11 protein-coding genes, 1 tRNA gene and 2 pseudogenes are annotated in these 10,776 nt (G+C 70.5%); 2 read left to right on the top strand and 12 right to left on the bottom strand.

The window, feature by feature from the left end:
• Positions 1 to 791 precede the first annotated feature (791 nt).
• The 3 genes from IJH84_RS08340 to dusB all read right to left on the bottom strand — a co-directional run bounded on the left by IJH84_RS08340 (position 792) and on the right by dusB (position 3,544).
• Complete coding sequence (locus IJH84_RS08340) at positions 792 to 1,679, bottom strand: GGDEF domain-containing protein (RefSeq protein WP_200068834.1); 888 nt, start codon at positions 1,677 to 1,679, stop codon at positions 792 to 794.
• Between the two features lie 265 nt (positions 1,680 to 1,944).
• Positions 1,945 to 2,373, bottom strand: coding sequence for a hypothetical protein (locus tag IJH84_RS08335; RefSeq protein WP_295142315.1), 429 nt, complete (start codon positions 2,371 to 2,373; stop codon positions 1,945 to 1,947).
• A gap of 7 nt (positions 2,374 to 2,380) precedes the next feature.
• The gene (dusB, locus tag IJH84_RS08330) at positions 2,381 to 3,544 is read right to left on the bottom strand and encodes a tRNA dihydrouridine synthase DusB (protein WP_200068836.1); all 1,164 of its coding nucleotides are present in this window, start codon (positions 3,542 to 3,544) and stop codon (positions 2,381 to 2,383) included.
• Between the two features lie 114 nt (positions 3,545 to 3,658).
• Here dusB and IJH84_RS08325 point away from each other — a divergent pair.
• A tRNA-Lys gene (locus IJH84_RS08325) sits at positions 3,659 to 3,731 on the top strand.
• Positions 3,732 to 4,066: 335 nt separating this feature from the next.
• On the opposite strand, the gene IJH84_RS08320 is transcribed toward IJH84_RS08325, so the two are convergent.
• The 7 genes and pseudogenes from IJH84_RS08320 to IJH84_RS08290 all read right to left on the bottom strand — a co-directional run.
• A complete protein-coding gene (locus IJH84_RS08320; protein WP_295142309.1) occupies positions 4,067 to 4,414 on the bottom strand; it encodes a VOC family protein in 348 nt (115 codons plus the stop codon).
• Positions 4,415 to 4,499: 85 nt separating this feature from the next.
• The gene (locus IJH84_RS08315) at positions 4,500 to 5,297 is read right to left on the bottom strand and encodes an alpha/beta hydrolase (RefSeq protein ID WP_295142306.1); all 798 of its coding nucleotides are present in this window, start codon (positions 5,295 to 5,297) and stop codon (positions 4,500 to 4,502) included.
• A 38-nt stretch (positions 5,298 to 5,335) separates the two neighbouring features.
• A pseudogene (locus IJH84_RS08310) lies at positions 5,336 to 5,431 on the bottom strand (MBL fold metallo-hydrolase); the annotation flags it as partial.
• Positions 5,413 to 5,655: a maltose acetyltransferase domain-containing protein gene (locus tag IJH84_RS08305; protein WP_233627022.1), complete on the bottom strand. Its 243-nt coding sequence runs from the start codon at positions 5,653 to 5,655 to the stop codon at positions 5,413 to 5,415. The gene IJH84_RS08305 and the pseudogene IJH84_RS08310, both read right to left, overlap by 19 nt.
• 44 nt (positions 5,656 to 5,699) lie before the next feature.
• Positions 5,700 to 6,638, bottom strand: coding sequence for an alpha/beta fold hydrolase (locus tag IJH84_RS08300; protein WP_295142303.1), 939 nt, complete (start codon positions 6,636 to 6,638; stop codon positions 5,700 to 5,702).
• A gap of 58 nt (positions 6,639 to 6,696) precedes the next feature.
• On the bottom strand, positions 6,697 to 7,713 hold the full coding sequence (locus tag IJH84_RS08295; RefSeq protein ID WP_295142300.1) for an NAD(P)-binding domain-containing protein: 1,017 nt from the start codon (positions 7,711 to 7,713) through the stop codon (positions 6,697 to 6,699).
• 101 nt (positions 7,714 to 7,814) lie between these two features.
• Positions 7,815 to 7,979: pseudogene (locus tag IJH84_RS08290) on the bottom strand (NAD(P)/FAD-dependent oxidoreductase); the annotation flags it as partial.
• A 169-nt stretch (positions 7,980 to 8,148) separates the two neighbouring features.
• Between IJH84_RS08290 and IJH84_RS08285 the strand changes: the two are divergent.
• On the top strand, positions 8,149 to 8,901 hold the full coding sequence (locus IJH84_RS08285; protein ID WP_295142297.1) for an SDR family NAD(P)-dependent oxidoreductase: 753 nt from the start codon (positions 8,149 to 8,151) through the stop codon (positions 8,899 to 8,901).
• Between the two features lie 24 nt (positions 8,902 to 8,925).
• On the opposite strand, the gene IJH84_RS08280 is transcribed toward IJH84_RS08285, so the two are convergent.
• Both IJH84_RS08280 and IJH84_RS08275 read right to left on the bottom strand, forming a co-directional pair.
• The gene (locus IJH84_RS08280) at positions 8,926 to 9,711 is read right to left on the bottom strand and encodes an FkbM family methyltransferase (protein ID WP_200068842.1); all 786 of its coding nucleotides are present in this window, start codon (positions 9,709 to 9,711) and stop codon (positions 8,926 to 8,928) included.
• 108 nt (positions 9,712 to 9,819) lie between these two features.
• Positions 9,820 to 10,776: esterase/lipase family protein (locus IJH84_RS08275; protein ID WP_367268988.1), on the bottom strand; the 957-nt coding region annotated here is incomplete at its 5' end.

Raw genomic sequence — 10,776 nt, 5'->3', positions numbered from 1 at the left:
CGGGCTGCTGCCCGTTCTGCCCGTGGTGCGGAGCGCCGAGCTGCTGCTGCCCGTTCTGCTGGTACCCGTCCGGCTGGGGGTCGTGCTGCGGAGATCCGTGTTGCGGAGCTCCTGGCTGCATCCCGTGCTGCGGCCCGGCCGACCGACGCGGCGGCGCCTCCGGCGGCTGTGCGCCGTTCTGCGGCGGGCCGGCGGGCGCCTGCGAACCGTTCCGCGCGAACTCGCCGGACGGAGTCTCGGGCGGCCGCGAGCCGTTCCGGGATCCCGAAGGTTGCGAGGGTTGCACCGGAGGCGCGGAGCGTGACCGCCTACCGCCTCCGCTGTCCGACTGCTCCGGTTCGGCGGCCCTGCGGTGCGAGCCGGTGCCCGCACTGGGCGCCTTGCCGTGCTTGTTGAGCAGGTCGAGGACTCGCGTCCCGCCGGTTCCGTCGTCGCCTAACGCGCGGCGCCTGCGGCCGGCCTGCGGGCTGTCGTCCTCGTCTGCCGCCCCTGCTGGGTCGGGACTCTGGTGCCCATGCTGGCCGTGCCGGGGGTCCTGCGGCACCTGTGTTCCCTCCCCACCGTCGAGCTCGTCGGTGTCGTCGTTGGTGTTGGGCGTCAGCGGCCGACCCCCCGAAGCCGTATCGCCGAACGCTGCCGAGATAGTACGGCCGATCGCCCGAACTGACGATAGTGGGCGACAATTTCTTCACAATAAGTGCACGAAGCAACAGCTGCCCTAGGCCGAGCTCGCTAACTGTGATAGGTAGCGTGACCGGCGGAAATACGGTCCGTGCCGGATTTCTGGCCGTTCAGTGCCCGAGGGCGTGCGCGCCTGCGCCGGAGTGCTGGTCACTGCTGCGCCCGGCGATGTGCACCTCGTTCCCGGTGCGGTAGGCGACCGCGTTGCGGCCGGACTGCTTCGCCGCGTACAGCAGCGCGTCGGCGCCGATGAGCTGCTGTTCCGCGGTGTCCTCGGCGCATTCGTGGCCGGTGTCGGGAACGTGGGCCATGCCGATGCTGACGGTGACGCGCAGCCCGGGCGCCATCTGTGACCAAGGAAACCGCTCGATCCGGATGCGTGCCGCCTCACACACCGCGAGCGCGCGTGCGGCGTCGATGGTCGGCAGCACCAGCACGAACTCCTCGCCGCCGTAGCGGGCGCAGAACGCGCCCGAGGGCAGCGCCTCTTGCAGCAGCTCGACGACGCGCTGCAGCACGCGATCTCCGAGCAGGTGCCCGTAGGTGTCGTTGACCTGCTTGAACCAGTCCAGGTCGACCAGGCCGACGGCGAGCCCGCCGGTGCCGGTCACCGCGAGCAGGTCGGCCAGCCGCTCGTCCAGGTAGCGGCGGTTGTAGCTGGCGGTGAGGCTGTCCCGCAGGCTCTGCTCGCGGGCTTCGGCGTGCTCCTTGCGCAGCCGGTTGACCTCGTGCCGCAGCTGTTCCGGAACGCGCGGGGTGTCCTGGGTGGACAGCAGGTCGAGCGCGGAACGCAGGTGGTGGTAGGCCTGCCGCCACTGACCGCGCGAGGCCAGCAGCGCAGCGATGGACTCGTGCAGCTCCACCATGCCGCCCTCGCTGGCCAGGTCCTGGCGGGTGCGCCGCGGCCCGAACTCCGGCGGTGCGGCCGGGCACCACGCCCGCGCGACGTCTTCGCGCAGCGGATCGGGTCCGGCGAAACCGTCGCGCGGTCCGGTCATCGCTGTCACCTCCCGTCCGTGGTGTCGTCGGCTGCGGCGGGTGCCTTGAGGCGCCGGGACGCGGGCATCTTGTAATTCGCTCATCCGGCTTACCAGCCTTTGCTCCGAATTGGTGAGCGCTTCTCACGTCGTCGGGCTGTCTTGGTGTGTACCGGGCCGTGCGGGCCGGTGGAAGCGAAACGACGCGGCCCCACCCGCACGGAGGAGCCGAGCAGTCTGTGTTTTCTGTCACGCCGATGCAAATCGGAGGTTTCCAGTCCGCGCATCACGACCCTGATCCGCTCGGGCACGGCGCGAAACCGTGCGTCGTTCCGTCCAGCAGCACGACGTGCTGCGAGCCGACTTGCCTGCCCGTGATCGTCCCGTCCCGGCGCACCGTCACCTCCACACCGACCACGAACACCTTTCCGCGCGGCGGCCCGGCGCCGTCCGGCGAGTAGCCGGGGTCCGGGCGCAGCGTGGACAGCGCCGGCTCGAGCTGCACGGTGAGCCCGTCGAGCTCGCAGACCTGGTCGCCGAACTCGGGGTGCTGGGTCCGATCGAAGAACTCCTGCTGCGCCGCGGATCCCTGCCGCGCGGCGGCGTTGTTCGCCGCGAAGTAATCCTGCACCTGCCGCTGCGGCGACGGCTCCTGCGGCGCCGCTGAGCATCCGGCCAGCGCGAGCGCCGCCGAGCACAGGGCGATCGTGCGCATTCCCGGCTCAGCCGCCGCTGTGGTCGATCTCAGCGCCCGCGGGGACGCAGCGGTCGTCCGGATCGTCGAGCCAGCCTTCCGGCAGCACCACCTTGCCCGCGGAGCCCTGCCGCCCGCGTGGGCCTTCCGCGTCGGCGGGGAACGGGACGTCCGGATCGAGATCGGCGAGCAGGTCGTCGAGTTCGGCCAGCGATCCGACGACGCCGGACCGATGTCGCAGGTCCGACCCGACGGGGAAGCCGCGCAGGTACTGCGCCATGTGTTTGCGCAGGTCCCGCATGCCCTTCTGCTCACCCATGTGCTCGCAGAGCAATTCGGCGTGCCTGCGCAGCACCCGGCGCACTTCGCCGAGGTTGGGCGGTTCCGGGGTGGGAAGACCGGCGAACGCGGCCTGCAGATCCCGGAACAACCACGGCCGACCGAGGCAGCCGCGGCCGACGACGACCCCGTCGCATCCGGTTTCGGACATCATCCGCAGTGCGTCGGCGGCGCTGAAGATGTCGCCGTTGCCGAGCACGGGGATGCTGCGGACGGTGTCCTTCAGATCGGCGATCGCCGACCAGTCGGCCTCCCCGGAGTAGCGCTGGGCGGCGGTTCGCCCGTGCAGGGCGACGGCCGCGGCTCCGTTCTCCTCGGCGAGGCGGCCTGCGTCCCGGTAGGTGATGTGCTCGTCGTCGATGCCGATCCGGAACTTCACCGTCACCGGGATCCCCGCCGGCTCGGCTGCGCGCACCGCGGCGGCCACGATGTCGGCGAACAGCCGCCTCTTGTACGGCAGGGCGGAGCCGCCGCCCTTGCGCGTCACCTTCGGGACGGGGCAGCCGAAGTTCATGTCCACGTGATCGGCGAGGTCCTCGTCCACGATCATCCGGACGGCTTCGCCCATGGTCTGCGGATCGACGCCGTAGAGCTGCATGGAACGCGGCCGCTCGGCCGCGTCGAACGTGATCATCTCCAGCGTCTTGGGGTGCCGTTCGACCAGCGCCCGGCTGGTGATCATCTCGCAGACGTACAGCCCCGCGCCGTACTCCCGGCACAACCTGCGGAACGCGACGTTGGTGATCCCCGCCATCGGCGCCAGCACCACCGGCGGATCGACCGGGTACGGGCCGATCCGCAACGGTGCGGCACCGGACGCGCTGGGCGCGGCGGGCAGGTCAAGAGCGGTCATCCCGCCCATTGTCCCCGACCCGACCCGATCACCGGCAGCAGCCGTGCGTTCCCGGGCGACGACCTCCCGCCCGCGCCCCACAAGATCGCCGCGTGCTTGTAGGCTGACCCGGACGGGGCGTTAGCTCAACTGGCAGAGCAACGGACTTTTAATCCGTGGGTTCTGGGTTCGATCCCCAGGCGCCCCACGAGGCGGTGCATGCTGCTGGCCGCAGCTGCGGTTTCGCCGTTGCCCGTTGTGTTGGTCGCGGGGCCTGGCCCCCGCGGCCCCCAAGGTGCGGTGGCCGATTTCCGTCGGCTCCGCACCGCTTTTTTGTCCCCGGACTGCTCTTTGGGTCAGCCTTCCGGTGCTAACAGCGTTGGCCGAGGTATTCGTGTTCTGAAGCGTCAGGTCCACAACAAACCCAGTTCACAGGGGTCGGGTTGGCGGTTTCCGAAGCCGGTTGCCTTTTTCGGAACTGCTCCGCAGAGTCCACGAAAGTCAGCGCGGCAGGGTTCGCCCGGGAAACCACGAAACGGGTCACTAGCCGGTGATGCAGAACTCATTGCCGTCCGGATCGGTCAACACGGTCCACACCAGATTTAGACCCGGTGGGCGCTGTTCACCTTGGAGCGTGGCTCCCATGTCGACCAAGCGCTGTACCGCGACGTCGCGGGATTCTCCGTGGATGTCGAAATGGACACGATTCTTGCCGATGTGTGGCTCGGGAACGCGCTGCAGGCCAAGGGTGACCGGCGATCCTCGGCGTCCGAGCAAGACGAACGAGCCGTGGTCCTCCAGCACGTCCATCTCCAGAGCTCGCGTCCAGAATTCGGCCAATCGTTGTGGGTTTTCACAGTTGATAACCACGTTGTGGATGTCGAGCGTCATCGAGCCAGCGTGGCAGCACTACGCCAGCTCGGCGACACTGTTACCCCGTCATCTGGAGCTGCAGCGGTTTTCGCCGCGGTCCGGGTCAGGTCGCGCTGCGGGCGACTCGGTCGAGCTGTGCGAGCGCGGCCGCCCACCCCGGACCGGCAGGGTCGATGAGCGCGAAGTGGTCGGCGCCCGGGACCCGGACGAGTTCGACATCGTCTCCGGCGGTCCGGGCCGCGGTGGCGTAAGCATCGCTGATCTCGGGGGCGACGTTGACGTCCGCATCGCCGTGCACGACGCCTTGGGGCACGCCGAGCGGGAGTCGCTGCGCCGGGGAGGTGACTGCGTACCGGTCGGGGTGCTGTTGCGGGGTGCCGCCGAGCAATTCGGCACTGGCATGGCTGCCTTGCTCGAGCTGTTCCGCCAACCGCAGGTCGGCGAGCCCAGCCAGGTCGACCACTCCGACCGGCCGCACGATCGGCTCCGCGCCGGGCGCCCCGGGTGGGAGTCCCGCACGGGCGGCCGTCCAAAGCGCCAGCTGGCCACCGGCGGAGTGGCCCACCGACACGAGACGCCCGAGGTCGAGGGGATAGCGCTCGGCGAGCAGGCTGAGGTGGTCGACGCCGGTGGCCACGTCCCGGAAGGTGGCGGGCCAGCCCCCACCGGCGCCCACTCGGCGGTACTCGAGGTTCCATGCCGCCCATCCGCGCCCGGCCAGATCGGCGCACAGCTCGTCCATCAGGGCACGGGTGAAGTACGCCCGCCAATAGCCGCCGTGCAGCACGACCGCGACCGGATGGGGGCCGGAGCCCTCGGGCAGCCACAGATCGCCGACGTGGTCGTCCTCGGGCCCGTAGTGGTAGAGCACCGGGCCGGGCTCACCCTGTCCGCCTGTCACGCCGGATCCCTCCGTTTGCTTGCCGTGCCGGCCCTTCATGCGGTTCCTGCGTGCAGGAGCCAGCCGGTGTCGATGGCGACTCCGACATGTCCGCGAGTGTGCCCTGCCGGTGCGGTCAACAGGATCGGCGGAGGTCGTCGACAGGGGCGCCGATGCTGATCCGGAAACCGTAGCTGCACTGGAAGCGCGGGAGCACTGCCGCGCCGGAGCCCAGCTCGCCGAGCAGGTCGGTCAGGATCCGGTCCCGCTCGGAATCGTCATCCGCGCCCGTCGCGTTGAACCGGTCGAGCAGTCGCCAGCAGCGTCGCCGGTCCGCGGCCAGGTCGGGTTCGTCGAGGTACCACTCACCGCGCAGCATCCGGTCCTTTTGTTCGCCCATGCAATCGATCATGGCAGCGCCGGTCAGGTCGCCGGGGTGAGGTGTCTGCGCAGGAAGGCTGCTTGGTGGGCGACGGCCGGTTCGTGCCAGGACCGGCCGGACCACACGTCGAAGTGGTCGCACGGGTAGTGCCGGACCTCGGCGCCGCCGTTGAACGCGGCTTTTGCGGCGGCGTGCGGCGGGGCGCTGCGGTCGAGGTCGGCGATCTGCACCAGCCACGGGCAGCGCAGCTGCGCCGCGTGGCGGTTCGGGCGGTGCGCGGCGAGTTCCGGGCCGATGCCGGTGTCGGTCTCGTTGCGCCAGGTGGGGCCTGCGATCGACAGGTAGTCCTCGTAGCAACCGGGCAGCGAAAGCGCTGCCCGCTCACCGGGCTTGCCGACGACCGGCATAGTCGTCGGCGTCCCGCCGGTGAAAGCGGTGAGCCTGCTGCCGATCCCGGCCGCGAACGAGCGCAGCAGCGCGGTCGGCCGATGCGTGGCCAGCGCTTGCCTCCCGCCCGCGAGCCCGTCGACGAGCGGGGTCAGCGACACGACCGCCGCGACGTCGTCGCGCCCGGCCGCCGCGGTGATGACGTGTCCACCGGCCAGCGAGACGCCCCACAGCACCAGGCGCTGCGCGTGCACATCGGGCAGCTTCGCGGCCGCGCGCATCGCGGCCCGGTAGTCCGCGATCTGCCGCTGCACCGACACCGTTTGCCGAGGCGTCCCTGCGCTCGCGCCGAAGCCGCGGTAGTCGAACGCGAGGACGTCGAGCCCGGCCGCCGCCAATCCCTCGGCGAAGGGGCGTAGCCCGGAATCCTTGGTGCCGGCCAAACCGTGCGCCATGACCACGCACGGTCGGCCGTCGGCCGTGCTGCAGGAGTCGTCGGTGGCCGGGAAGTGCCAGGCGTGGCACTGGTCGCCGCCGGAGTCGAAGGTCAGCGGCCGGTACGGGGACGCCGCTTCTTCCAGGCGTTCGGTCATGCTCCGTCCCTTTCTCGGTCCGCGGCCGGTGTGCGTTCGATCAGCGCGGGATGCGGGTTCATCCGCCACCGGACGGCGCGGTCCCCGCCGCACGTGCGCGCCGCAGCCCTTCCGGCAGTTCCCGAGTGCGCAGGTCGTGCTCGTAGATGAAGTAGTCCACCTGCTGGGTGTGCCGCGCCGAGGGCACCATGTGCCCGATGAACCGGCGCTCATCGGCGGTGATCACCCGCTGCATCTCGGCGATCGGCGGCAACCGGTACAGCCCGGCCGCCCACGCCGCGAGCAGCCGCGCCTGGCACTCGACGAACGGGAACAGCGTCGGCACCGCCTGCGCGAACCCGGCGAACGCGAGGTCGTCGAAGCCGGGCTTGAACATCCGCTTGTAGAGCGGGAAGTGGTTGTCCGGGGCGCTGAGGAACTCTTCGTCGAAGAACGGGAAGGTGATGTTGTACCCGGTGGCGCAGACGATGACGTCGAACTGACCGCTGGAGCCGTCCTGGAAGTGCACGGTCCGCCCGTCGACGCGCGCCACGTCGCCGTTGGCCACCAGGTCGCCGGAGCCGAGGCGCACCGGCAGCTCCACGGACTGCGTCGGGTGCGCCTCGAACAGCTTGTGGTTCGGCGTCGGCAGCCCGTAGTCCTGCGGACGTCCCGCGGCGAGCGGCTGGAGCAGTTGGACCAGCTTGCGCTGCCACGACAGCGGCAGGTGCGGCGTGGTCCGGAAGTACTTGTCCGCCGGAGCGCCCGCGATGTACTTGGGCACCACCCACGCGCCGGAGCGGGTGGACAGCGTCACCTCGTTGCGCAACGTCTTCGAGGACAGCTCGACGGCGATGTCCGCGGCGCTGTTGCCGATGCCGACGACCAGGATCGACTTCCCGGTGAGCTCGAGCGGATCGTGCGGGTCCACGTAGGCGTGCGAGTGGATCCGCTCGCCGGTGAATTCCCCGTCGAACTGCGGGAAGCGCGGGTCCCAGTGGTGTCCGTTGGCGACCACGAGCAGGTCGAAGTGCCTGCGCTGCCCCCGCTGGGTGTCGAGCTCCCAGCCGCCTCCCGGAACTCGTCGCGCGTGCAAGACCTCGTTGCCGAACTCGATGCGGTCGGTGAGCCCGAACGCGGCGCGTAGCCGTCCAGGTACTGCTTGATCTGCGTGTGGTGCGGGAAGTCCGGGAACTCCGCGGGAATCGGGAAGTCCCGGAAGGACAGCTGGTGCTTGGAAGTGTCGATGTGCAGTGACCGGTAGGCGCTGCTGCGCCCGTTCGGGTTCCCGAACGCCCAGTTGCCGCCGATGCGGTCGGACGACTCGAAGCAGCTGTAGCCCACCCCGTAGTCGCCGAGCATCTTGCCCGCGGTCAACCCGCTGATCCCTGCTCCGATGATCGCGGCGGTGGGGGCCATGAGCACTCCTCGCGGAGCGCTTCCGGCGATCCGCCGGTTCGCCCCTGGTCAACGCAGGCGGCCGGATCGTATGTTGGCAGCAGCCGAAAATCTTGTCCAGACAGGAGTCCAGATGGGTGCTGCGGACCGGACCGGCGAACGAGTGGCTTTGGTCGTCGGGGGCGCCTCGGGCATCGGGGCCGCCACGGCGCAGGCGCTGCGCGACGACGGCTGCCGGGTGATCACCGCCGATCTCGCCGCCGCGCAGCACACCCCGGACGTCGCGGTGGACGTCACCGACGAGGAATCGGTGCGCGCGCTGTTCGAGGACGTGGCCGAACGCGAGAAGCGGCTGGACGTGGTGGTCAACAGCGTCGGCGTGAGCACGCTCGCGCTGATCACGGACCTGGCGGCGGAGGAATTCCGCCGGGTGCTCGACGTGTGCCTGAGCGGCGCGTTCCTGGTGATCAAGCACGCGGGCCGGAACATGTCGTCCGGCGGCTGCGTCGTGTCGCTGGCCTCGCTCAACGCGCGCCAGCCCGCCGAGGGCATGGCGGCCTACTGCTCGGCAAAGGCCGGTCTGGCGATGCTCACCGAGGTGGCCGCGCTGGAGCTGGCGGCACGCGGCATCCGGGTCAACGCGATCTCGCCGGGCCTGGTCGCGACACCGTTGACCGCTCCCGCCCTGGACGTTCCTGGTGTGCACGAGGACTACCTGGCGAACACGCCGCTCGGCCGATCCGGACGGCCGGAGGAGATCGCGGACGCTGCCGTGTTCATCAGCCGGAACGAATGGATGACCGGCGAGGTGATGGACCTCAACGGAGGCGCGCACCTGCGGCGCTACCCGGATCTGCTGGGACACGTGCGGCGGGAGTTCGGCTGAGCCGGCCCGCCACCGGCCGTCCGGTCAGCGTCCCCAGGCGGAGTCGACGGCGAACAGGTAGTTCCGGGTTCCGGTGGTGACTTCCGCGGTGCGCACCCAGGAACGCTTGTTCCAGGTGTACATCGCGTACCCGAGCCCGTGCAGGTGGTCGGTGAACTCGGCGGCGCTCGTGCGGTAGCGGGACAGGTGCCGGTCCTCGATCTCCAGCAGCAGCGTCGGGTGGTGGCGTTCGACGGTCGCCGCCGCGCCTTCGACGACGTTCGGCTCGAAACCTTCCACGTCCACCTTCATGAAGTCGACCCGCTCGACGCTCTGCTGCGCGCAGAACTCGTCGACCACGCGGATCGGGGTGCGCCAGGAGCGGGTCTTGGTGAACGTCGTGTCCGGCCTGGTCTGTCGCACGCCGTCGTTGACGTGCGCGTGCCCGTGGATCGGGGCGAATCCGAACTTCACCGGCAGCGCCATCTCCAGCGACCCGGGTTCGCTGCCCACCGCGGCGTCGGTGACGCGCACGTTTTGCAAGCCGCACGCGCGAACGCCCGTCCGCAGCACGCGCCGGGGCTTCGGCTGCGGCTCGAACGAGTACACCGCGCCCGCGGGCCCGGCCAGGCTCGCCAGCGTGAAGCTGTACATCCCGTAGGCGGCGCCGATGTCGAAGCAGACATCACCCGGGCGCACCAGCTCCGCCAGCCCCCGCAGTTCCGGCTCCGCCAGCGAAAGCGAAGCGGATCCGCGCAGCGCACCGGCGATCATCGCGAGCCGCCTGCCCGCGGGTCGCGCGGCCGGGCGGGCAGGAGCGTTCTCGGACATGGCGATCGACGATCCTTCACTGGTCGCTCGGGTGGGCGCGGCGCGATGCGCCGCGCCGTCGCCGAAGTCTAGCGAGCAGCGCGGGAGGCGTAGGCCGCCCTTCGCGGATCAGTGCTGCGGAGCGTTCGCCCCGTTCACCGGCGGGCTCGGGACGCACGGCGGTTCTTCGGCGCCGGCCGGGTCGAGGGCGTTGAGCACGTACTGCTCGGCGCGGCGGTCGAACGAGATGCCCAAGTGGTCGGTGGCGTTGATCTCGCAACCGTCCTGCAGCAGGACGTTCGTGACGTTCGGGCCCTCGAGGAAGGCCGAGGTGTACGGGGTCACGATCTCGTCGTAGCGGGTTGCGACGACGGTGTAGTCGACACCGGGAACGGTGTCGCCGCCGGCGTTCAAGTCGGCCAGGAACGCGGAGTCGTGCATCTGGTCCCGCACCGAGTCACCGAGTCCGGCCTGCAGCAGTTCCGGCACGCCGGGCAGGTGCGCGAGCCCGTCCACGTCGGTGCCGTGGTTGGACGGCGCGAGTCCCACCAAGTGCCGGACCTTGTCCGCGCCGCCGAGTTCCTTCAGGTAGTAGCGCGGCATCATGCCGCCCTGCGAGTGCCCGACGATGTCGACCTGATCGCTGCCGGTGGCGGCGCGGACCTCGTCGACGAACCCGGACAGTTCAGCGGCCGACTGCGGCACCGGCGCGGTGCCTCCGGTGGGGAAGGCGCCGGGCAGCCCGACGCCGAGTCCGGTGTCCTGCCCGTAGTTGAACGCGAAGACGCAGTAGCCCTCGTTGGCCAGCCGCGGTGCCAGCGAGAACCCGTTGTAGGTCATGTTCTCGACGGTGCCGTGCACCAGGACCACCGGCCGGGGGTGTTCCGCGGAGGGTTTGCAGGTGAAGTCGTTGGCACCGGCGGGATCGGACCCGGGCCGGGCGGTCGCGTTGGCCAGCGCGGCCACCCCGGAGTTGACCACCGGGAGTTCGTCGGCCGCCGGATCGGCCGCCGCTGGTTGGACGGCTGCCGGGATCGACGTGCCCGCGGTGGCCAGCGCCATCGCCGCCACCGCGGTCCCGAGGCT

Origin of the sequence: Saccharopolyspora sp., assembly GCF_017434145.1 — a bacterium.
GTDB lineage: Bacteria > Actinomycetota > Actinomycetes > Mycobacteriales > Pseudonocardiaceae > Saccharopolyspora_C > Saccharopolyspora_C galaxeae.
The sequence above is the reverse complement of the archived record's forward strand: the minus strand, read 5'-3'. Positions and strand labels throughout refer to the sequence as shown.

What these genes read in the sequence shown, in the direction of transcription:
- IJH84_RS08305 (WP_233627022.1), bottom strand. Translation starts at nt 5,655, where the DNA reads ATGCTGCGCGGTGAGTGGTACCTCGACGAACCCGACCTGGCCGCGGAC.
- IJH84_RS08280 (WP_200068842.1), bottom strand. Translation starts at nt 9,711, where the DNA reads ATGTCCGAGAACGCTCCTGCCCGCCCGGCCGCGCGACCCGCGGGCAGG.
- IJH84_RS08335 (WP_295142315.1), bottom strand. Translation starts at nt 2,373, where the DNA reads ATGCGCACGATCGCCCTGTGCTCGGCGGCGCTCGCGCTGGCCGGATGC.
- IJH84_RS08320 (WP_295142309.1), bottom strand. Translation starts at nt 4,414, where the DNA reads ATGACGCTCGACATCCACAACGTGGTTATCAACTGTGAAAACCCACAA.
- dusB (WP_200068836.1), bottom strand. Translation starts at nt 3,544, where the DNA reads ATGACCGCTCTTGACCTGCCCGCCGCGCCCAGCGCGTCCGGTGCCGCA.
- IJH84_RS08285 (WP_295142297.1), top strand. Translation starts at nt 8,149, where the DNA reads ATGGGTGCTGCGGACCGGACCGGCGAACGAGTGGCTTTGGTCGTCGGG.
- IJH84_RS08340 (WP_200068834.1), bottom strand. Translation starts at nt 1,679, where the DNA reads ATGACCGGACCGCGCGACGGTTTCGCCGGACCCGATCCGCTGCGCGAA.
- IJH84_RS08300 (WP_295142303.1), bottom strand. Translation starts at nt 6,638, where the DNA reads ATGACCGAACGCCTGGAAGAAGCGGCGTCCCCGTACCGGCCGCTGACC.